At 41.6% G+C, this 20,519-nt stretch carries 34 protein-coding genes; 1 reads left to right on the top strand and 33 read right to left on the bottom strand.

Annotation, left to right across the window (positions count from 1 at the left end; translation table 11 throughout):
- Nucleotides 1-136: 136 nt before the first annotated feature.
- A complete protein-coding gene (locus BAU16_RS09310) occupies nt 137-2,725 on the top strand; it encodes a YfhO family protein (protein ID WP_161526996.1) in 2,589 nt (862 codons plus the stop codon).
- Between the two features lie 39 nt (nt 2,726-2,764).
- Here the strand turns inward: BAU16_RS09310 and truA are convergent, their stop codons facing one another.
- The 33 genes from truA to rpsJ all read right to left on the bottom strand — a co-directional run bounded on the left by truA (nt 2,765) and on the right by rpsJ (nt 20,362).
- The gene (truA, locus tag BAU16_RS09305; RefSeq protein ID WP_048603337.1) at nt 2,765-3,517 is read right to left on the bottom strand and encodes a tRNA pseudouridine(38-40) synthase TruA; all 753 of its coding nucleotides are present in this window, start codon (nt 3,515-3,517) and stop codon (nt 2,765-2,767) included.
- A gap of 80 nt (nt 3,518-3,597) precedes the next feature.
- On the bottom strand, nt 3,598-4,395 hold the full coding sequence (locus BAU16_RS09300) for an energy-coupling factor transporter transmembrane component T family protein (RefSeq protein WP_048603336.1): 798 nt from the start codon (nt 4,393-4,395) through the stop codon (nt 3,598-3,600).
- Nucleotides 4,385-5,251: an energy-coupling factor ABC transporter ATP-binding protein gene (locus BAU16_RS09295; protein WP_161526995.1), complete on the bottom strand. Its 867-nt coding sequence runs from the start codon at nt 5,249-5,251 to the stop codon at nt 4,385-4,387. Before BAU16_RS09295 ends, BAU16_RS09300 begins: the two co-directional genes overlap by 11 nt.
- Nucleotides 5,227-6,066, bottom strand: coding sequence for an energy-coupling factor ABC transporter ATP-binding protein (locus tag BAU16_RS09290; protein WP_161526994.1), 840 nt, complete (start codon nt 6,064-6,066; stop codon nt 5,227-5,229). Before BAU16_RS09290 ends, BAU16_RS09295 begins: the two co-directional genes overlap by 25 nt.
- 259 nt (nt 6,067-6,325) lie before the next feature.
- A complete protein-coding gene (rplQ, locus tag BAU16_RS09285; protein ID WP_048603333.1) occupies nt 6,326-6,706 on the bottom strand; it encodes a 50S ribosomal protein L17 in 381 nt (126 codons plus the stop codon).
- An 80-nt stretch (nt 6,707-6,786) separates the two neighbouring features.
- Complete coding sequence (locus BAU16_RS09280) at nt 6,787-7,725, bottom strand: DNA-directed RNA polymerase subunit alpha (RefSeq protein WP_048603332.1); 939 nt, start codon at nt 7,723-7,725, stop codon at nt 6,787-6,789.
- 79 nt (nt 7,726-7,804) lie between these two features.
- A complete protein-coding gene (gene rpsK / locus BAU16_RS09275; protein ID WP_048603331.1) occupies nt 7,805-8,194 on the bottom strand; it encodes a 30S ribosomal protein S11 in 390 nt (129 codons plus the stop codon).
- Between the two features lie 27 nt (nt 8,195-8,221).
- Nucleotides 8,222-8,587 (bottom strand): 30S ribosomal protein S13, encoded by a 366-nt coding sequence (rpsM, locus tag BAU16_RS09270; protein WP_048603330.1) that lies wholly within the window; start codon nt 8,585-8,587, stop codon nt 8,222-8,224.
- A gap of 18 nt (nt 8,588-8,605) precedes the next feature.
- A complete protein-coding gene (rpmJ, locus tag BAU16_RS09265) occupies nt 8,606-8,722 on the bottom strand; it encodes a 50S ribosomal protein L36 (RefSeq protein WP_002288710.1) in 117 nt (38 codons plus the stop codon).
- 32 nt (nt 8,723-8,754) lie between these two features.
- Nucleotides 8,755-8,973, bottom strand: a complete 219-nt coding sequence (gene infA, locus BAU16_RS09260; RefSeq protein WP_002356224.1) for a translation initiation factor IF-1 — start codon at nt 8,971-8,973, stop codon at nt 8,755-8,757.
- Between the two features lie 190 nt (nt 8,974-9,163).
- Nucleotides 9,164-9,808 (bottom strand): adenylate kinase, encoded by a 645-nt coding sequence (locus BAU16_RS09255; protein WP_048603329.1) that lies wholly within the window; start codon nt 9,806-9,808, stop codon nt 9,164-9,166.
- Between the two features lie 63 nt (nt 9,809-9,871).
- The gene (gene secY / locus BAU16_RS09250) at nt 9,872-11,167 is read right to left on the bottom strand and encodes a preprotein translocase subunit SecY (protein WP_048603328.1); all 1,296 of its coding nucleotides are present in this window, start codon (nt 11,165-11,167) and stop codon (nt 9,872-9,874) included.
- Complete coding sequence (gene rplO, locus BAU16_RS09245; protein ID WP_048603327.1) at nt 11,167-11,607, bottom strand: 50S ribosomal protein L15; 441 nt, start codon at nt 11,605-11,607, stop codon at nt 11,167-11,169. The genes secY and rplO overlap by 1 nt, the downstream gene beginning before the upstream one ends.
- Before the next feature lie 42 nt (nt 11,608-11,649).
- Complete coding sequence (gene rpmD, locus BAU16_RS09240; RefSeq protein ID WP_048603326.1) at nt 11,650-11,829, bottom strand: 50S ribosomal protein L30; 180 nt, start codon at nt 11,827-11,829, stop codon at nt 11,650-11,652.
- Between the two features lie 14 nt (nt 11,830-11,843).
- On the bottom strand, nt 11,844-12,344 hold the full coding sequence (gene rpsE, locus BAU16_RS09235; protein WP_048603325.1) for a 30S ribosomal protein S5: 501 nt from the start codon (nt 12,342-12,344) through the stop codon (nt 11,844-11,846).
- 20 nt (nt 12,345-12,364) lie between these two features.
- Nucleotides 12,365-12,721 (bottom strand): 50S ribosomal protein L18, encoded by a 357-nt coding sequence (gene rplR, locus BAU16_RS09230; protein ID WP_082147226.1) that lies wholly within the window; start codon nt 12,719-12,721, stop codon nt 12,365-12,367.
- Nucleotides 12,722-12,776: 55 nt separating this feature from the next.
- Complete coding sequence (gene rplF / locus BAU16_RS09225; RefSeq protein ID WP_048603323.1) at nt 12,777-13,313, bottom strand: 50S ribosomal protein L6; 537 nt, start codon at nt 13,311-13,313, stop codon at nt 12,777-12,779.
- Between the two features lie 31 nt (nt 13,314-13,344).
- A complete protein-coding gene (rpsH, locus tag BAU16_RS09220; RefSeq protein WP_137604908.1) occupies nt 13,345-13,743 on the bottom strand; it encodes a 30S ribosomal protein S8 in 399 nt (132 codons plus the stop codon).
- A gap of 35 nt (nt 13,744-13,778) precedes the next feature.
- On the bottom strand, nt 13,779-13,964 hold the full coding sequence (locus BAU16_RS09215; protein WP_010754753.1) for a type Z 30S ribosomal protein S14: 186 nt from the start codon (nt 13,962-13,964) through the stop codon (nt 13,779-13,781).
- Between the two features lie 18 nt (nt 13,965-13,982).
- Nucleotides 13,983-14,522, bottom strand: a complete 540-nt coding sequence (rplE, locus tag BAU16_RS09210) for a 50S ribosomal protein L5 (RefSeq protein ID WP_048603321.1) — start codon at nt 14,520-14,522, stop codon at nt 13,983-13,985.
- A 28-nt stretch (nt 14,523-14,550) separates the two neighbouring features.
- Nucleotides 14,551-14,862 (bottom strand): 50S ribosomal protein L24, encoded by a 312-nt coding sequence (rplX, locus tag BAU16_RS09205; RefSeq protein WP_048603320.1) that lies wholly within the window; start codon nt 14,860-14,862, stop codon nt 14,551-14,553.
- Nucleotides 14,863-14,898: 36 nt separating this feature from the next.
- Nucleotides 14,899-15,267, bottom strand: a complete 369-nt coding sequence (gene rplN, locus BAU16_RS09200; protein ID WP_048603319.1) for a 50S ribosomal protein L14 — start codon at nt 15,265-15,267, stop codon at nt 14,899-14,901.
- Nucleotides 15,268-15,325: 58 nt separating this feature from the next.
- Nucleotides 15,326-15,592, bottom strand: coding sequence for a 30S ribosomal protein S17 (rpsQ, locus tag BAU16_RS09195; RefSeq protein ID WP_048603318.1), 267 nt, complete (start codon nt 15,590-15,592; stop codon nt 15,326-15,328).
- A 23-nt stretch (nt 15,593-15,615) separates the two neighbouring features.
- On the bottom strand, nt 15,616-15,804 hold the full coding sequence (gene rpmC, locus BAU16_RS09190; protein ID WP_002288664.1) for a 50S ribosomal protein L29: 189 nt from the start codon (nt 15,802-15,804) through the stop codon (nt 15,616-15,618).
- Nucleotides 15,794-16,228 carry a 50S ribosomal protein L16 gene (gene rplP, locus BAU16_RS09185; RefSeq protein ID WP_048603317.1) on the bottom strand — a complete coding sequence of 145 codons (435 nt, stop codon included), beginning with the start codon at nt 16,226-16,228 and terminating at the stop codon, nt 15,794-15,796. Before rplP ends, rpmC begins: the two co-directional genes overlap by 11 nt.
- Nucleotides 16,229-16,230: 2 nt before the next feature.
- Nucleotides 16,231-16,887 (bottom strand): 30S ribosomal protein S3, encoded by a 657-nt coding sequence (gene rpsC / locus BAU16_RS09180; protein ID WP_048603316.1) that lies wholly within the window; start codon nt 16,885-16,887, stop codon nt 16,231-16,233.
- A gap of 13 nt (nt 16,888-16,900) precedes the next feature.
- Nucleotides 16,901-17,248, bottom strand: a complete 348-nt coding sequence (rplV, locus tag BAU16_RS09175) for a 50S ribosomal protein L22 (RefSeq protein WP_048603315.1) — start codon at nt 17,246-17,248, stop codon at nt 16,901-16,903.
- Nucleotides 17,249-17,268: 20 nt separating this feature from the next.
- Nucleotides 17,269-17,547 (bottom strand): 30S ribosomal protein S19, encoded by a 279-nt coding sequence (gene rpsS, locus BAU16_RS09170; protein WP_048603314.1) that lies wholly within the window; start codon nt 17,545-17,547, stop codon nt 17,269-17,271.
- A 42-nt stretch (nt 17,548-17,589) separates the two neighbouring features.
- Nucleotides 17,590-18,420 (bottom strand): 50S ribosomal protein L2, encoded by an 831-nt coding sequence (gene rplB / locus BAU16_RS09165; RefSeq protein WP_048603313.1) that lies wholly within the window; start codon nt 18,418-18,420, stop codon nt 17,590-17,592.
- A gap of 37 nt (nt 18,421-18,457) precedes the next feature.
- A complete protein-coding gene (locus tag BAU16_RS09160; protein ID WP_048603312.1) occupies nt 18,458-18,745 on the bottom strand; it encodes a 50S ribosomal protein L23 in 288 nt (95 codons plus the stop codon).
- Nucleotides 18,745-19,368, bottom strand: a complete 624-nt coding sequence (rplD, locus tag BAU16_RS09155; protein WP_048603311.1) for a 50S ribosomal protein L4 — start codon at nt 19,366-19,368, stop codon at nt 18,745-18,747. Before rplD ends, BAU16_RS09160 begins: the two co-directional genes overlap by 1 nt.
- A 29-nt stretch (nt 19,369-19,397) precedes the next feature.
- Nucleotides 19,398-20,027, bottom strand: coding sequence for a 50S ribosomal protein L3 (rplC, locus tag BAU16_RS09150; protein WP_048603310.1), 630 nt, complete (start codon nt 20,025-20,027; stop codon nt 19,398-19,400).
- Nucleotides 20,028-20,053: 26 nt separating this feature from the next.
- Nucleotides 20,054-20,362 carry a 30S ribosomal protein S10 gene (rpsJ, locus tag BAU16_RS09145; protein WP_005880808.1) on the bottom strand — a complete coding sequence of 103 codons (309 nt, stop codon included), beginning with the start codon at nt 20,360-20,362 and terminating at the stop codon, nt 20,054-20,056.
- Between the last annotated feature and the right edge of the window lie 157 nt (nt 20,363-20,519).

Raw genomic sequence — 20,519 nt, 5'->3', positions numbered from 1 at the left:
AAACTAAAAATAACGATGTGAAATAAAACATTAAAAACTTCGGTTATTTTTTAATCAAAGACTTCCTTCTTCTTTTTTCATTGTTTTTGGAACTATGGTAAAATAAAAATCATTATGAAAGAAATTTGGTGGACTTATGTTTTTGACAATCAAACAATTTTGCAAACAACACGCCCGATATATGCTGGCTAGCTTTTTTATCCCACTGGGTATTATGGCCTTCATCTATTTGACGATTGGAATTTTCCCCGGCAGCAGCCGCAGTATTTTAGCCAGTGATGCCTTTTCCCAATTTTCCAATTTCCATGCGAGCTTTCGCAATGCATTACTGGGGAAACAAAGCTTCCTTTACACGTGGAATGCTTCTTTAGGATTGAATTACCTTTCTTTGGTTTCTTATTACCTAGGCGGCCTTTTCACGCCCCTTGTCCTGCTGTTTCCCAATCAATTGATGCCAGATGCCCTATATTTTTTGACCCTACTGAAAATCGGCAGTGCCGGACTGGCTTTTTGGTTTTATGCTCGACAAACTTTTCACATCGAAAAATGGCAGCACGTGACTCTTGCCGTTTCTTATGCCCTGATGTCTTTTATCACCGCTCATTCTGAAATCATTATGTGGCTGGATGCTTTCGTGTATTTACCTCTTATTATCATGGGTATCGACCGCTTAATCCAACAGCACAAACCGAAGCTGCTGTTTTTCAGCTATCTGCTATTGTTTCTCTCCAGCTTTTATATGGGTTTTATGATTGCTATTTTTTCGGCACTGTATTTTTTGGTCCGCTTATTGGACAATTGGCGACAAACAAAAAAAGTGATTGTTCCTTATGGGCTAACGGCTTTGCTGTCAGGCGGCGCCTCCATGATTATCATTTTGCCAGCAATTTTAGATCTGCGGGCAAACGGGGAAGAATTAAGTAAAATCACCACCCTAAAAACCGAAGCAACTGATTTTCTCGATCTTGTCCTAAAAAATCTCGTGGGCGTTTACGACACCACCAAATACGGTTCGATTCCCTTTATTTATGTGGGTTTGCTGCCGTTGGTCCTTTGTCTTTTTTACTTTGTCTCTAAAGCACCCTTGAAACAAAAACTGCTGTATGCCGGCTTTTTTGCCCTATTGACTGCTAGTTTTTATCTGGTACCTCTGAATTTATTTTGGCACGGTATGCACGCTCCAAATATGTTTTTATTCCGCTATGCCTACCTGTTTTCTTTTCTGGTTATCATGTTGGCAGGTTACGGGTGGGAACGAGTGGATCAAAAATCCAACGGCAAACTACTGGGAGTCATTCTGATTCAAATGGCGTTGTTTTGCTTGGCCTTTGGAATTCGTCCTGCTGGTAGTTATGAATATATCAAATTTTCTTCCTTTGCCGTCAGCATTTTTTTCCTATTGCTCTACTTATTGGCCTTTGGTTTGTACCGACTACGAAGCTATCCTAAGCATTTATTCGTAGTGTTAATTCTGCTTGTAGTAAGTTTTGAAGCCATCGTGAACACCAATGGCATGGTGCGGGGAATTTTGAACGATTGGAATTATGCCTCCCGCAGTTTGTATACCGAACCTTATCCTGCCATCGATGAATTGGTTCAAAAAACCAAATCTGCGGATTTTTCTCGAGTGGAAAATCTTGATCCGGTTTCTTCCAATGACAGCTTTAATTATGGGTACAGCGGTGTCAGCATGTTTTCTTCCATCCGCAACCGCCATTCTTCCAGCTACTTGGATCAGTTGGGCTTTCGTTCACGGGGAACCAATCTAAACATCCGCTACCCCAACAATACGTTGTTGATGGACAGTTTTTTAGGAATCAAATACAATCTCAGCAAAACACCGATTAATAAATACGGCTTTACAGAAACCGCCCGCTCGAAGGATTATCAATTGTACGAAAACGAAAATGCACTGCCTCTGGCTTTTCTAGCGAATCCGGACGCCGCAAAGGTTCCTCAACCGTCAAATGACAATTTGACCAGTCAAACCAATCTAATCAACGGTTTAGCTGATCTGCAACAGACTTATTTTCAATTTTGGCCGCTGACGATTTCAGAAACGGATAACACAACGGTCACCTATGACGGAATGTACACGATTTTTACCGAAGAAAAAGGCAATCTCGCCAAGGAAGTAACATGGAAAGTCGCCGTTCCCGCTCATTCTCAGGCATACCTTAGTTTGTATCCGCAAGATTTTGCACAATTGGAAAGCTCGACAGCCACGATTACTGTCAACGGAGAACAACGAAAGTCTCAAATCAACATTACGGGGCAATATTACGACCTTGGGTATTACGAACAAGCAACTGAAATTGAATTTACCGCCAGCTTCTATGGCACGCAAAAAGTCGGCTTCCAAAATCCACAAGTGGTCACTTTGAACACCAAAGCCTATCAATCCGCTATGGATCAGATCAAGGAACAAGGTGTGAATCTAAATGTCGGCAAACGCTCCGCAGAGGGGCAGGTAACGACGAAAGAAGAACAACTGCTCGTTACGACGATTCCATACGAAAAGGGCTGGCAGGCAACCGTAGACGGCAAAAAAGTCCCTGTCTCCGCCTTTCAAGATGCTTTTGTCAGTTTGACGCTTCCAAAAGGCAAACACACCATTCGCTTGTCCTATTTGCCACAAGGATTTTTACCGGGGGTACTGCTCTTCTTCAGCTGTCTTCTTCTCTTCTTCCTATTTGATTATTTCTACCGCAAACAAAAAAGATAAAAAAATACCGAACAAGCCCTCTGACTTGTTCGGTATTTTTTAGGCTTTTGTTTCATAGCTAACTTTCATTAAGTAGAGCCCTTCTGGATGAGCAGTGGGTCCTGCCAAATCACGGTTTTTCGCTTCAATAATTGCTGGAATACTGTCGGCCGGCATCCGACCATTGCCGATTTTCAGCAACGTACCCATCATGATCCGAATCATTTTATACAAAAACCCGTTTCCACGAAAAGTAAACACCAACTCATCATCTGCTACCTGTTCCACCGTCGCTTCATAAATCGTTCGCACCTTGTCCTCCACTGAACTGCCGCTGGCGCAAAACGATGTAAAATCGTGAGTACCCAAAAAATCTGTCAATGCCCGCCTTATTTTTTCTAAATCTAAAGGATAAGGATAGTAGCTGGCATAGTGCCGCAAAAATGGACTACGAGGTTTGCCAATATTCAATCGAAATTGATAGGTTTTTTCCTGTACAAGATAGCGGGCGTGAAACGTGTCATCCACGATTTCCACCGATTTGACCGCAATATCCTCCGGCGATTGGGTATCCAAGGCAAAACGCATTCTTTCTAACGGACGTTCTTGGGGATAATCAAAATGGATGACCTGTCCCACTGCATGGACTCTTGCATCCGTTCTTCCTGAACCATGAACTTCGATAAATTGCCCATTCGCCATTTTTTGTATTGTTTTTTCTAATTCTCCTTGGACTGTCCGCCCAGTTTCCTGTCGTTGAAAGCCATTAAAATTTGTTCCATCGTAAGCAATGATTGCTTTGTAACGCACCACTGAAATTCCCCATTTCCTTTTTTTACTAAAACAAAAAGAAGCAGAAACGCTGCATCGCTGCTTGTTTCTGCCTCACAAAATCAGCTCTTTAAAAAAATCAAGATTGCTGTAACTGCCGCAAAAATCACTACGACCCATGTATCACGGGTATGCCAAGCCAGCTTGCGGTATTTGGTCCGTCCTTCGCCGCCAGTATAGCCGCGAGCTTCCATGGCGGTAGCCAGATCCTCCGCCCGATTAAAACTGCTGACAAACAGCGGAATCAGCAAAGGAACCACTGCCTTCATTTTTTGGATCAAACTGCCTTCCCCAAAATCGACCCCGCGAGCTCGTTGTGCGTTCATGATTTTTTCCGTCTCATCCATTAACGTAGGAACGAAACGCAACGCAATTGACAGCATCAAGGAAACTTCATGAACCGGAAATCGAACCGCTTTTAACGGTCGCAAAATATATTCGATTGCATCGGATAATTCTAAAGGAGCAGTGGTCAGTGTCAGTAAGGTAGACATGAAAATAATCAAAATAAAACGGCAAAAAATGAAAATCCCATTCATCACGCCAAACTCCGTGATATTAAAAATTCCCCATTGCCAATAAACCGCCCCACCGGTAGTAAACAGGACCTGCAATGCAACGGTAAATAAAATCAGCCAAATCAGCGGCTTGACGCCACGGATAAAGAACTTCAGCGAAACCCCAGACAAAAGAATACTGCCCAAAGTAAAGATACCTAAAAACAAATAGCTTTGCCAATTATTTGCTAAAAAGATAATACCAATAAAATAGAAACTGGCAAGTAATTTTACCCGCGGATCCAGATTGTGAATAATGGAGTCCCCAGGAATATAACGACCAAAAATCAATTTATTCATCATGGGCAATTCCTCCTTGCGCCACGATTTGATTTGCCAATTCATCAGCGGTTATTGGCAACTGCTCAAAGGAAAAGCCCTTTTTCGCTAACTCTAAAGCAAAGGATGTTGCAGTTGGCACACCGATTTTTTTCTCATTTGCCCACTCGACTTCTTGAAAGACCGCTTGCGGTGTTCCGCTTTTAACCAGGTGGCCTTTTTCCAGAATGTACATGAAATCTGCATATTCAGCGACATCATCCATTAGATGAGTTACCAAAATAATGGTCATTTTTTTGTCTCGATGAAGACGATCAAACATTTCCATCATATCCTTGCGGCCTTTAGGGTCCAAGCCGGCTGTTGGTTCGTCTAAAACGAGAACTTCCGGTTCCATTGCCAAAACACCGGCAATCGCCACCCGTCGCATTTGTCCCCCAGATAGATCAAAAGGGGAACGATTCAAATACTGGTCATCTAATCCCACCAAATTCAAATATTCCTTCGCTAAAGCCATCGCTTTTTCTTCCGGTACACCAAAATTCTTTGGTCCAAAGGCAATGTCTTTAGCCACTGTTTCTTCAAACAACTGTGCTTCAGGAAATTGAAAAACAATCCCGACTTTTTTTCGAATGGGTTTCAAATTTTTATTATCGGTTTCCGGTGTAATGGTGCGTTCACCAATCGTCACTGTTCCACCTGTGGGCTTTAACAAAGCATTCAAATGTTGCAGTAAGGTAGACTTGCCACTGCCGGTATGGCCAACAATCGCCGTATAGGTTCCTTCTTTGATAGCTAAATCAATCGCAAACAATGCCCGCTGTTCAAAAGGTGTGTGGGGCTGATAAGTAAAATCTACTTTTTCAAAACGGATGTCCATAACCAGTCCACCATCCTTTCTTCAGTCAAGTACTCGGTTGGCACCGTAATGCCCCGTGCTTTCAATGCCGCCTTTAATTTTTCAGGAAAAGGCAAATCCAAGCCCAGTTCGATCAATTTCGGTCCCGCAGAAAAAATCTTCTCCGGTGTTCCTTCATCCACTAATTGTCCCTGACGCATAACCAAGACACGATTGGCATTGGCAGCTTCATCAATATCGTGAGTGATGGATAAAACAGTCAAATTATTTTGTTCCTTGATTTTTTTGATAGTAGCCAATACTTCTTCCCGGCCTTCCGGGTCCAGCATGCTGGTGGCCTCATCCAAAATAATGATATCCGGACGCAATGCAACGATACCGGCAATTGCTACCCGTTGTTTTTGTCCACCAGAAAGACGGGCAGGTTCCCGTTTCTTGAATTCCGACATTCTTACCTGTTCTAATGCCTCTTGTACCCGAACCAGCATATCTTCCCGGGGGACGCCCTGATTCTCCATACCAAAGGCAACATCATCTTCCACTGTTGATCCGACAAACTGATTGTCAGGATTCTGAAAGACCATGCCCACCATTTTGCGGATATTCCAAACGTTTTCTTCATTTAATGCCAGCTCACCGACAGAAACGGTTCCTTCTTGAGGTAAAATCAATCCATTGATGGTCTTAGCCAAGGTGGATTTCCCCGAACCATTATGACCAACGATCGCCACCCATTCCCCTTTCTCAATCGAAAAAGAAATGTCATTTAAAGCCGGTTGCGGTTCATCTGGATCATAGCTGAACTTGATATTGTTTAATTCAATAATTGGCTTCATGTTTGCTCCCTATCTCTGTTTTCATTCTTACTAAATCTATCAAAAAAACTTAGAGATTTCAATCATTCTTATCCTTTGTTTTTCTTTTACGCGCCATCAACTGTCAAGACAGTTGATCGAGGGTAAAAAAAAAGCACTTTATGATGAGTGCTTGCACCCCGAAAGAATCGGGATGCAGCGCTGAGCTAGACTCGGAAGTTGCCCTCCAACATCATAACACTCTTAAAAGAACATCTATAAAGTGATGAAAAGTGTGATTTTAAACAAGTTCTAGGATAACCATTGGTGCAGCATCTCCGCGTCTTGGTTCTGTTTTCAAGATACGAGTGTAGCCACCTTGGCGATCTGCATAACGAGGTGCGATATCACTGAACAACTTTTGTAAAGCTGATTCAACGACAACTTCTTCGTTTTCTTCACGAACACTTGCTACTTCGTTACGAACGAAAGCTGCAGCTTGACGACGTGCATGTAGATCTCCGCGTTTTCCTAAAGTGATCATTTTTTCAGTAGTTGAACGAACTTCTTTCGCACGTGCTTCAGTCGTCACGATACGCTCGTTAATGATTAAATCAGTTGTTAAATCACGCAACATCGCTTTACGTTGGCTAGATGTACGTCCTAATTTACGGTAACTCACGTGGGTTTCCCTCCTTCGTTTTCACTCCGTATACAGTTTATCCTTTGAAAAGGGCAAACTAGCATCCTTCGTAAACAATCTTAATCGTCTTTGCGTAAGCCCAAACCAAGATCATGTAATTTTGCCTTCACTTCTTCAAGTGATTTACGGCCCAAGTTACGTACTTTGATCATTTCTGGTTCAGATTTGTTTGTCAATTCTTGTACAGTATTGATACCTGCACGTTTTAGACAGTTGTATGAACGAACAGATAAGTCTAATTCTTCGATTGTCATTTCCAACATTTTTTCTTTTTGTGTTTCTTCTTTTTCAATCATGATTTCCGCGTTTTTCGCTTCATCCGTCAGATTCACAAAAATATCCAAATGTTCAGTCATGATTTTCGCAGCTAAACTCATTGCTTCCAATGGCAAAATGGAACCATCTGTCCAAATTTCCATTGTTAGTTTATCGAAATCATCTCGACGACCGACACGAGTGTTTTCTACTTGGTAGTTAACACGGCGAACAGGCGTATAGATTGAATCAACTGGAAGAACACCGATCGGCATGTCTTCTTTTTTGTTTTCATCCGCTTGAACATATCCACGGCCAGGTTTTACAGTTAAACGAGCATGGAATGTCGCACCTTCAGAAACATTGCAGATGTACATATCTTTATTCAAGATTTCTACATCGCTGTCAACAATAATGTCGCCAGCTGTTACATTGGCTGGACCGGTAATATCGATTTCAAGGGTTTTTTCTTCTTGCGTGTACATCTTTAATGCAAGACCTTTAATATTCAAGATAATTTGAGCAACATCTTCTCGCACACCTTTAATGGTTGAGAATTCGTGTAACACACCATCGATTTGAATACTAGTGATCGCTGCACCAGGTAAAGAAGATAACAAAATACGACGTAGGGAATTCCCTAAAGTAGTCCCGTAGCCTCTTTCAAGAGGTTCGACGATGAACTTGCCATAATCTTTTTCTTCATCAATTTTTACGATTCTTGGTTTTTCGAATTCAATCATTCTTATCTTTTACCCCTTTCAAAACGAAAAGTGTCTTGTTCAATGACGTAATTGTAAAACTCAAAATGAGCAGCACTCATTAAACACGACGGCGTTTTGGAGGGCGGCATCCATTATGAGGAACTGGAGTCACGTCACGAATTGCAGTCACTTCTAAACCTGTTGCTTGTAAGGAACGAATTGCTGCTTCACGTCCGGAACCAGGTCCTTTAACTGTTACTTCAACAGTTCTCAATCCGTGTTCCATTGCTACTTTTGTTGCAGTTTCTGCTGCCATTTGAGCGGCAAAAGGTGTTGATTTTTTGCTTCCTTTGAAACCTAATGCACCAGCTGATGACCATGATAAAGCATTCCCATGAGTATCAGTGATCATTACGATTGTATTGTTGAATGTTGAATGGATATGCGCGATACCCGCTTCAATATTCTTTTTCACACGGCGTTTACGACTCACTTTTTTTGCTGCCATGAAGTTTTAACCTCCTTCACTTAGGAATTATTTTTTCTTGCCTGCCACTGTTTTAGACGGGCCTTTACGAGTACGTGCATTGTTCTTTGTGTTTTGTCCGCGAACAGGCAAGCCACGACGATGACGGATGCCACGGTAAGAACCGATTTCCATCAAACGTTTGATGTTCAGGTTGACTTCACGACGAAGGTCACCTTCAACTTTTAATCTATCTACTTCCGCACGGATCGCGTCTGTTTGTTCATTCGTTAAATCACGAACGCGAACTTCTTCAGAAACGCCAGCGTTTGCTAAAATCTTTTGAGCAGTCGTGTTACCAATACCATAGATATAAGTAAGTGAAACGACTACTCGTTTATCACGAGGAATATCTACTCCTGCAATACGAGCCATATTTTGTTACACCTCCGATTATCCTTGACGTTGTTTGTGTTTTGGATTTGCTGGGCAAATCACCATAACGCGCCCTTTACGACGAATTACTTTACAATGTTCGCACATTGGTTTTACTGATGGTCTTACTTTCATGATAATACCTCCTGTGGTTTTACGGAGTACAATTATTTAAAGCGATACGTGATACGGCCACGAGTTAAATCATAGGGAGATAACTCAACGGTTACTTTATCGCCAGGTAAGATACGGATGTAATGCATACGAATTTTACCTGATACGGTAGCAAGAACTTGGTGTCCGTTTTCTAGTTCGACTTTAAACATTGCATTCGGCAAAGTTTCGACGACTGTACCTTCGACTTCAATCATATCTTCTTTTGCCACGCACAGTACCTCCTTGTACTTGTGATTTTCACACGATAAAACGGCGGAAACTGTCTGTTCCCACCTAAGTTTCTCAAAAAATGCTTCTAGGTGAAAGCCTAAAAGTCGGACTGACACATTTTATCATAATTTGTCATACTTAGCAAGAGAAAGTTTCAGCGCTGCAAGTCGGTTACGGGCAATCATTTCGTTACTCGATGATTTTCTTAACATCTGAAAATACAGCATCGATCTCACGATTACCATCAATAGACTGCAGCAAACCTTTTTCTTTATAGTAAGCTAAAATTGGTTCACTACCTTTTACATTGACAGCTAGACGATTTTTGACCGTCTCAGGCTTATCATCTTCTCGTTGGTAAAATTCGTGTCCGCCACAGCGATCACAAGTTCCTTCAACTGTAGTTGGGTTGAAGATTTTATGATACGTTGCACCGCAATTGCGGCAGATAAAGCGACCAGCTAAACGTTCAACGAGTATTTCTTCAGGGACATGGATTTCAACAACGTGATCCAATTTCTTTCCAAGTTCATTAAGCATTTGGTCCAGCGCTTTGGCTTGTTCCAAAGTCCGAGGAAAGCCATCTAATAGAAAGCCTTTGTCGGTATCCGGTTCAGCCAAGCGTTCTTTGACGATGCCGTTCGTTACTTCGTCAGGAACTAGTTCTCCATTGTCCATGTATGATTTTGCTTCCAGGCCAAGAGTTGTTTTGTTTGCCATTGCGGCACGAAACATATCACCTGTTGAAATATGCGGAATTTGGTAAGCAGCGACGATTTGTTCTGCTTGCGTTCCTTTTCCAGCTCCGGGTAATCCCATTAAAACGAGGTTCATACTTACTCCTCCTGTAAAGTTGTAGAATGGTGTTGAGGAGAGCCTCAACACACCTTCTTCACTCTAATTGATAAAACCAGTATATTTCCGTTTCAGCATTAGTCCTTCTAGCTGTTTCGCTGTTTCAAGAGCAACACCGATAACGATCAATAAACTCGTTCCGCCTAATCCGATTGATTGCGGCAAGTTCCAAACCATTTGCGCAACGATTGGAAGCAGTGCAACTAGTCCTAAGAACAGTGCACCAACAGCACTTAAACGCATCAATAGATGTGAGACGTATTCTTCCGTTCCTTTACCAGGACGGACACTTGGAATGTAACTTCCTTGTTTTTGCAAGTTTTCCGCTAATTTTTCAGGATTGACCTGAACAAACGCGTAGAAAAATGTAAAGGCAACGATTAATACAGTATAGATTGCTGCACCAGGAATAGTGCTGTAATCAAAGATCTGCATCAATGTATCATACCAGCCAACTCCACGGTACGAACCGCCCAATGCTTGTAAAATCGCATTAGGAGTTGCAATAAAGGAACTAGCAAAGATAACTGGGATCACTCCGGCAGCATTTACTTTTAACGGTAGATAACTGCTTGTTGGCGCCCCTGCCACTCGTTTAGTATATTGAATCGGAATTTTACGTTCTGCTTGTTGCACAAAGGTTACCAATGTCACAACGACCAAGATCGCAATCAGCAAGACGAGGATAAAAATCGCCGACTTCCAGATTTCAGATGATTCAATATTGATAAAGTAATCTTCTACTATTTCTTTTACGCCGTTTGGCAAACCGGAAATGATCCCTGCGAAGATGATCATCGATACGCCATTACCAATACCTTTTTCAGTGATTTGTTCTCCCAACCAGGTAACAAACATGGTACCGGCAGTCAAAACCAAACCAATAACGAAAAATGTATTGATGCTAGGATTTTCAACAAAACCTAATTGCGTCCACGCATTAAATCCTGCGGTAATCCCGATTGATTGAACAAAAGCAAGAATCAGCGTTAATACGCGGGTCGCTTGATTTAACTTCTTACGACCGACTTCTCCTTGTTTTGACCATTCAACAAATTTTGGTACAATGTCCATTTGTAACAATTGGACAATGATCGAAGCAGTGATGTATGGTGAAACTCCCATTGCAAAGACAGAGAAATTTTGCATGGCGCTTCCGCTGACCATGTTCAACATACCTAAGAATGGCAAATCAGCCAAACTCAGCAAACGGCTCGCATTTACGCCCGGCACAGTGATCTGCGCACCCAGACGAAACACGAACAGAGCAAATACGGTGAAAAAAATTCTTGATCGAATGTCTTTTACTTTGAAAGAATCCTTCAGTAATTTAAACATTAAATCACCTCGATTGATCCACCAGCAGCAACGATTGCTTCTTCGGCTGCTTTAGAGAATTTAGCTGCTTTCACAGTTAACTTCTTAGTTAATTCTCCATTGGCTAAGACTTTGATTCCAGCTTTTTCGTTTTTAACGATTCCAGCTTCAACTAAAGCAACTGGTGTTACTTCAGCTCCATCTTCAAAGCGATTCAAAGCATCTAGATTAACGACTGCATAGTCTTTACGGTTCACATTTGTAAAGCCGCGTTTTGGTAAACGACGGAATAATGGAGTTTGACCCCCTTCAAATCCTAAACGAACACCACCGCCTGAACGTGCTTTTTGTCCTTTTTGACCGCGTCCAGATGTTTTACCGTTGCCAGATGATGTCCCGCGTCCAACACGGTTCCGTACTTGACGAGAACCTTCTGCAGGTTTTAATTCATGAAGTTTCATAGGTTTGGCACCTCCTTAATCAGAGTAACTTTTTGTTGTTTCTTAGATTTCTTCAACGTCCACTAAATGAGAAACAGTGTTGACCATACCTTTGATTGCTTCATTGGCAGGTTTCACTACGCTGCTATTCATTTTTTTCAGACCCAACGCTTTAACTGTGTCCCGTTGGTTTTGAGGACGTCCGATAATACTGCGCTTTAAAGTAATTTTTAATTCAGCCATTATTTTTGTCCTCCTTATCCGATTAATTCTTCAACTGATTTGCCGCGAAGTTCTGCAACTTCTTCTGCACGTTTCAATTGTTTCAATCCTTCAACAGTTGCGCGAACAACGTTGATTGGTGTGTTTGAACCTAATGATTTAGATGTGATATCAGCTACTCCAGCTAATTCTAAGACGGCACGAACTGGTCCACCAGCAGCTACCCCAGAACCTTCTACAGCAGGTTTCATCAGGATACGTCCACCACCGAATACACCGATGACTTCGTGAGGGATTGTTGAACCAACCATTGGCACTTCAACTAAATGTTTTTTAGCGTCTTCGATTGCTTTACGGATTGCTTCTGGAACTTCTTGGGCTTTCCCAGTACCGAAACCAACGTGTCCGTTTTTGTCTCCTACAACGACTAAAGCTGCGAAGCGCAGACGACGTCCACCTTTAACAACCTTAGTGACACGGTTGATCGCAACCACGCGGTCTTCTAATTCCAAGTGTTTTGGATCAATATAAACCATGAATGGTGTTCCTCCTTTTCCTAAAATTCTAGTCCATTTTCGCGAGCTGCTTCAGCTAAAGCTTCTACACGGCCATGGTAAAGGTATCCACCACGGTCAAAGACTACTACTTTAACACCTTTTGCTGCTGCACGTTCTGCGATTAATTTACCGACAGCTTGTGCTTGTTCTGTTTTTGTTCCACCTGAAATTTCTTTATCCAAGGCAGAGGCACTTGCTAGCGTCACACCCGCTACGTCATCAATGACTTGCGCGTAGATGTTTTTGTTAGAACGGAAAACGTTCAAGCGTGGGCACTCAGCAGTACCAGAGATTTTGTTACGGACACGACGATGTCTCTTTTGACGTGTTTTGTTTTTATCTGGTTTTGTAATCACAATTGTCACCTCTTTATTTAAGCTGGCCTAAGCCGCAAATCGTAGTTGCCTACGATTATTTACCAGTTTTACCTTCTTTACGACGTACATATTCGCCAACATAGCGGATACCTTTGCCTTTATAAGGTTCTGGAGGACGAACGGCACGAATGTTAGCAGCTAATTCGCCAACGTTTTCTTTGTTTGCCCCTTTAATCATTACTTGTGTATTTGATGGAACTTCGATCGTTACGCCTTCTGGAGCTTCGATCTCAACTTGGTGAGAATAACCTACGCTCAAGACAAGTTTTTTGCCTTGCAATTGCGCACGGTACCCAACCCCGATAAGTTCTAATCCTTTTTGGAATCCTTCGCTGACTCCGACAACCATGTTGTTGAAGTTTGCACGGGTCGTTCCGTGGATTGTTTTCATTTCTTTGCTGTCATTTGGACGAGTGAAAGTTACTTCATTTCCTTCGATATTCATTTTGATATCTGCAGAAAATGTACGAGTTAATTCCCCGTTAGGTCCTTTAACTGTAATGACATTGCCATCTTGCTTGACTTCAACGCCAGCAGGAAGAACGACGATTTTATTACCGATACGACTCACTTGAAGACACCTCCTTGTGTATTATTTAAAATTACCATACATAAGCGACAACTTCGCCGCCGACATTTTTTGCTCGTGCTTCTTTGTCAGTGATAACACCGTCAGAAGTTGAGATGATTGCGATACCTAAACCATTCAATACTTTAGGCACTTCGTCAGCTTTAACGTAAGCACGTAAACCTGGTTTAGAAATACGTTTCAAGTTAGTGATAACACGTTCACCATTTTTTCCGTATTTAAGGAATACGCGGATCACGCCTTGTTTGTCATCTTCGATATATTCAACATCGCGGACAAATCCTTCTTTTTTAAGGATTTCAGCAATGTCGCGTTTGATTTTTGAAGCAGGTACTTCTAATGCTTCGTGTTTTACCATGTTGGCATTACGAATGCGAGTTAGAAAATCTGCGATTGGATCTGTCATGACCATTAGATGATTTACCTCCTTTATGCGAGTTTACTTGTTTACCAGCTAGCTTTCTTCACGCCGGGAATTTGACCTTTATAGGCAAGTTCGCGGAAGCAAATACGGCAAAGTTTGAATTTACGATAAACTGAATGTGGACGGCCGCAACGTTCGCAACGTGTGTATTCTTGTGATGAGAATTTTGCAGGACGTTTGTTTTTAGCAATCATTGATTTTTTAGCCACGTAGTTCGCCTCCTTTTTTTATTTTTGGAATGGCATGCCTAATTGTGCCAACAATTCACGAGATTCTTCATCTGTGTTTGCAGTTGTTACAATAACGATATCCATCCCACGGACTTTATCTACCAAATCATAATCAACTTCTGGGAAGATTAATTGTTCTTTGATACCTAATGTGTAGTTTCCACGTCCATCGAACGCTTTTTTACTTACACCATGGAAGTCACGTACACGTGGTAGAGAAACTGATACCAATTTATCTAAGAATTCAAACATTCTTTCTCCACGAAGAGTAACTTTTGCACCAATCGGCATTCCTTCACGCAAGCGGAAGCCGGCGATTGATTTTTTAGCTTTAGTGATCAATGGTTTTTGACCGGAGATCAAGGTTAATTCTTCAACAGCTTTATCTAAGTTCTTTGCATTTGAAACGGCATCACCCACACCCATGTTGATAACGATTTTTTCAACTTTTGGTGCTTGCATGACAGAACTGTAGCTGAATTTTTCCATTAATGACGGAACAACTTCTTTAGTATATTTTTCTTTAAGGCGGTTCATTCAGTAAGCCCCTCCTTCCTTAATTTGATTATTTGTCTAACACTTCGCCGGTTTTCTTAGAAACGCGGACTTTTTTACCGTCAACTTCTTTGTAGCCAACCTTAGTAGCTTCGCCGTTTGAAGGATCAATCACCATTACATTAGAAACATGAATTGGTGCTTCCATTTCAACGATTCCGCCTTGAGGAGCAGCTTGAGAAGGTTTTTGGTGTTTTTTAACGATGTTCACACCTTCGACAACAACTTTATCTTGCTTAGGAAACGCTGATAATACAACGCCTTCTTTGTTCTTGTCTTTGCCAGTGATAACTTTTACTTTATCGCCTTTTTTAACAAACATTATTGTTTCGCACCTCCTTTGATAATGAACGACTGGTTATAATACTTCTGGTGCTAGGGAAACGATCTTCATGAAATTGTTTTCGCGTAATTCGCGGGCAACAGGTCCAAAGATCCGAGTTCCACGTGGGCTCTTATCGTCACGGATAATAACCGCAGCATTTTCATCAAATTTAATATAAGAACCGTCAGTACGACGAGCTCCTGATTTTGTACGAACGATAACGGCTTTTACAACGTCACCTTTTTTGACAACCCCACCTGGCGTTGCTTGTTTAACCGAAGCAACAATCACGTCTCCGATATTCGCTGTCTTACGGCCTGAACCGCCAAGAACTTTGATCGTCAAGATTTCACGAGCGCCTGAGTTGTCAGCAACTTTTAATCGACTTTCTGTTTGGATCACGATGTGTATCCTCCTTTCAGATTTTGCAATTCAATCTACCTAGGAAAATCTCGTGTGATTAAATAATCACTGCTTTTTCAATGACTTCTACTAGACGGAAACGTTTAGTAGCTGATAATGGACGAGTTTCCATAATTTTCACGATATCGCCAATTTTTGCTTCATTGTTTTCATCGTGGACTTTGTATTTCTTCGAATAGTTCAGACGTTTCCCGTAGATAGGGTGGTTTTTCTTTGTTTCGACAGCAACTGTAATGGTTTTATCCATTTTGTCAGATACCACGCGACCTTGGTAAACTTTGCGTTGATTTCTTTCTTCAGTCATACGCTAATGGCCTCCTTCCACTTTTACTTAGCTTGTTCACGCAATACAGTTTTGATGCGTGCAATCGATTTACGTACTTCTTTGATACGTGCAGTGTTTTCTAATTGACCTGTTGCTAATTGGAATCTAAGATTAAACAATTCTTCTTTTAATTGTTTTTCTTGATCAAGCATTTCGGCAGTGGTTAATTCTCTGATTTCTTTAACCTTCATTCGATTCACCACCCATTTCCTCACGTTTTACGATCTTAGTTTTCATTGGTAATTTGTGAGAAGCAAGACGTAATGCTTCACGAGCAACTTCTTCAGGTACACCCGCAATTTCAAACATGATTTTTCCACGTTTAACTGGTGAAACCCAACCTTCAGGAGCCCCTTTACCTTTACCCATACGTACGCCGATGGCTTTACTTGTATATGATTTATGAGGGAAAATTTTAATCCATACTTTCCCACCACGTTTCATGTAACGAGTCATAGCAACACGGGATGCTTCGATTTGACGGTTTGTAATCCAGTGTGATTCAACTGCTTGTAAGCCGTATTCACCGAAAGCTACTTCTTTTCCGCCTTTGGCTTCTCCGCGCATTTTACCGCGGAATTCACGACGGTGTTTTACACGTTTTGGTACTAACATGTTTATTTCCCTCCTTTCTCAGTGTTCTTTTTAGTTGGAAGAATTTCTCCACGATAGATCCACACTTTAACTCCTAGTTTTCCGTATGTTGTATCTGCTTCTTCCCAAGCGTAATCAATATCTGCACGCAAAGTATGAAGTGGAACTGTTCCTTCTGAGTAACCTTCTGAACGAGCGATATCTGCGCCATTCAAACGGCCTGAAACTTGTGTTTTGATTCCTTTAGCGCCTGAACGCATCGTGCGTTGGATTGCTTGTTTTTGAGCCCGACGGAAAGCAACACGGCCTTCTAATTGGCGTGCAATTCCTTCGCCTACTAATTTAGCATCTAGATCTGGTTTTTTGATTTCCACGATGTTGATGTGGATACGTTTGCCAGTCAATTTATTTAATTCTTTTCTTAGGTTTTCGACTTCAGATCCGCCTTTACCGATAACCATACCTGGTTTAGCTGTATGGATTGAAACATTTACGCGATTTGCTGCACGTTCGATTTCAACTGTTGACACAGCGGCATCAGCAAGTTTCTTCGCGATAAATTTACGGATTCTTAAATCTTCGTGTAGAAAGTCGGCATAATCTTTTTCAGCATACCATTTTGCATCCCAGTCACGGATGATGCCTACACGCATTCCAATTGGATGTACTTTTTGCCCCACTGATTGTCCCTCCTTATTTTTCTGATACGACTACAGTAATATGACTTGTCCGTTTGTTGATAGGAGAAGCTGAACCTTTTGCACGTGGACGGAAACGTTTCATTGTTGGTCCTTCGTTAACATAAGCTTCAGAAACAACTAAATTTTCAACATCTAAATCATAATTGTTTTCTGCATTCGCTACTGCGGACATCAAAACTTTTTCGATGATTCCAGCAGATTTGTTTGGTGTGAACTTCAAGATAGCAATTGCTTCAGCAACGCTTTTCCCTCTAATTAAGTCAATTACAAGACGTGATTTGCGAGGAGAAGTACGAACTGTTTTCGCAACTGCTTTAGCTGATGTGATTTGTTCTGCCATTTGGTTATCCTCCCCTCAAATTAGCGTTTTGTTTTCTTATCGTCGGCAGCGTGGCCACGATAAGTTCTTGTTGGTGCAAATTCACCTAATTTATGTCCTACCATGTCTTCTTGGATGTAAACTGGTACATGTTTACGACCATCATAAACTGCGATAGTAAATCCAATAAAATTAGGAAAGACTGTTGAACGGCGAGACCAAGTTTTGATAACTTTTTTCTTTTCAACGCCTTCTTGTGCTTCGACCTTTTTCATCAAATGCTCATCGACGAAAGGTCCCTTCTTTAAACTACGACCCATGGTGAACCTCCTCTCAAAATATGCGATACATGGTCAGAGAAATTATTTAGTCTTACGACGAACGATAAGCTTGTCTGATTTTGCTTTCTTGTTACGTGTTTTGTAACCAAGAGCAGGTTGACCCCAAGGTGATACTGGAGCTTTACGTCCGATTGGTGCTTTACCTTCACCACCACCGTGTGGGTGATCGTTAGGGTTCATTACGCTACCACGAACTGTTGGGCGTTTACGCATCCAACGAGAACGGCCAGCTTTACCGATATTGATCAATTCGTGTTGTTCATTTCCAACAGCACCGATTGTTGCACGGCATGTTGCCAAGATCATCCGAACTTCGCCTGAATTCAAGCGGATCAATACGTATTTACCTTCTTTACCAAGCACTTGTGCGCTGGTACCAGCTGAACGGATTAATTGTCCGCCTTTGCCAGGTTTCATTTCGATGTTGTGGATAACAGTACCAACTGGAATGTTTTCTAGTGGTAGTGCATTTCCGACTTTGATATCCGCATCTGAACCAGAAACGACAGTCATGCCAACTTCTAATCCTTTAGGTGCTAAGATATATGCTTTAACCCCGTCTTCATAATGAACTAACGCGATGTTAGCAGAACGGTTTGGATCGTATTCAATCGTTTTAACAGTTGCAACAACATTGTCTTTGTTACGTTTGAAGTCGATCACGCGGTATTGACGCTTGTGTCCGCCACCTTGATGACGTACAGTGATACGACCGTTGTTGTTACGACCGGCGTTGTTTTTCAATGGTTCTAACAAAGTTTTCTCTGGAGTTGCTGTAGTGATTTCAGCAAAGTCAGAGCTTGTCATGTTACGACGACCATTTGAGGTAGGTTTGTACTTTTTAATCGCCACGTCTGTTTCCCTCCTATTTAATAGTAGAATTCAATGCTTATTCCGCATCAAAAATTTGGATTTCTTTTGAATCTTCAGTTAATGTCACAACAGCTTTGCGACGTTTTTTGGTATAACCTGTATATTTGCCCATGCGTTTGAATTTAGGACGCACGTTGATGATATTCACGTTAGAAACCTTCACATCAAAGGCTGCTTCGACAGCTTGTTTTACTAAAGTTTTATTTGCTTTTGTGTCTACTTCAAAAGTGTATTTCTTGTCATCCATGGCAAGCATTGACTTTTCAGTGATCACTGGGCGTTTGATTACGTCTAGTAAGTTCATTATGCAAGCACCTCCTCAATTTGAGTAAGAGCAGTTTGAGTTGCTAACACTTTCTCGCTAGAAACAAGATCTAAAACACTCATGTTCGTAGCAGTCGTAACAGAAACGTTTGGAAGATTACGAGCAGATAATGCTGCAAAATCATTTTCGTTTTCTAGAACTACCAATACTTTAGAGTCAATAGACAAGTTTGCAAGAACTTGTTTGAATTCTTTTGTTTTTGGTGCGTCAAAGCTTAATGCATCAACAGCAACCAAGTTGTTTGAAGCAACTTTTTCTGACAATACAGATTTCATTGCTAAGCGACGAACTTTTTTAGGAAGTTTGTAGCTGTATGAACGTGGTGTTGGTCCGAAGACGATACCACCTCCACGCCATTGTGGTGAACGGATTGAACCTTGACGGGCACGACCTGTTCCTTTTTGGCGCCATGGTTTACGTCCACCGCCACGAACAGCGCTACGATTTTTCACAGCGTGCGTTCCTTGTCTTAATGAAGCGCGTTGCATCAAAATTGCATCATACACAACACTTTCATTTGGTTCGATTCCGAAGATTTCTTCATTTAATGTCAATTCGCCATTTTGGCTTCCATCTTGTTTAAATAATGCTACATTCGGCATTCCTTAGTTCCTCCTTTCTACCTATCTCATTATTTAGCTTTTACAGCTGATTTGATTGTAATCAATGATTTTTTCGCGCCAGGCACGTTACCTTTGATCAAGATAACATTACGTTCAGCATCAACACGAGCGATTTCCAAGTTTTGGATCGTTACGCGATCGCCACCCATACGGCCAGCAAGATGTTTGTTTTTGAATACACGGTTAGGTGCAACTGGACCCATTGATCCAGGACGACGATGGTAACGAGATCCGTGAGCCATTGGTCCGCGGCTTTGTCCGTAACGTTTGATAACGCCTTGGAATCCTTTACCTTTTGTAGTTCCGGTAACATCAACGACGTCTCCAGCTTGGAAAACATCTACTTTAATTTCTGATCCTACTTCTAACCCCTCAAGCTCAACATCTTTGAATTCGCGAATGAAGCGCTTAGGAGCCGTGTTTGCTTTTGCAACATGACCTTTCGCAGGTTTGTTCGATAAAACTTCACGCATATCTTGGTAACCGACTTGAACAGCTTCATAGCCGTCGTTTTCCATTGTTTTCAATTGTAGAACTACGTTTGGCGTAGCTTCAACAACAGTTACTGGAATCAATTCCCCAGATTCAGTGAAGATTTGTGTCATTCCCACTTTTTTCCCTAAGATTCCTTTGGTCATGATTACACCTCCATCTTAATTTAGTTTTATAGTTTGATTTCGATATTCACACCGGACGGCAAGTCAAGCTTCATTAAAGCATCAACTGTTTTTGGTGTTGGGTTCACAATGTCGATTAGACGTTTGTGTGTCCGCATTTCGAATTGTTCGCGTGAATCTTTGTATTTATGTGTCGCACGGATCACAGTGTAAAGACTGCGTTCTGTTGGTAATGGAATTGGACCAGACACGCTAGCTCCAGTTCTTTTTGCAGTTTCTACGATTTTATCCGCGGATTGGTCTAAAATACGGTGTTCATACGCTTTTAAACGGATACGAATTTTTTGTTTTGCCATTTTTTTCCCTCCTTCGCCTATTTTGAAAAGTAGACATAGCTCCACGAAAATTTTCCGTCACGCTCGTCCATGGCAAAGCGTCCGTGCGTGTCGCAACCTCTCGTTTCGTAGCCGGCAGAATTTTTCTTTTCTACCAGTGTGATTTACACTTGAATGT

This window comes from Enterococcus sp. JM9B, assembly GCF_009933265.1.
In the GTDB taxonomy this organism is placed as follows: Bacteria; Bacillota; Bacilli; order Lactobacillales; family Enterococcaceae; genus Enterococcus_C; species Enterococcus_C songbeiensis.
The sequence above is the reverse complement of the archived record's forward strand: the minus strand, read 5'-3'. Positions and strand labels throughout refer to the sequence as shown.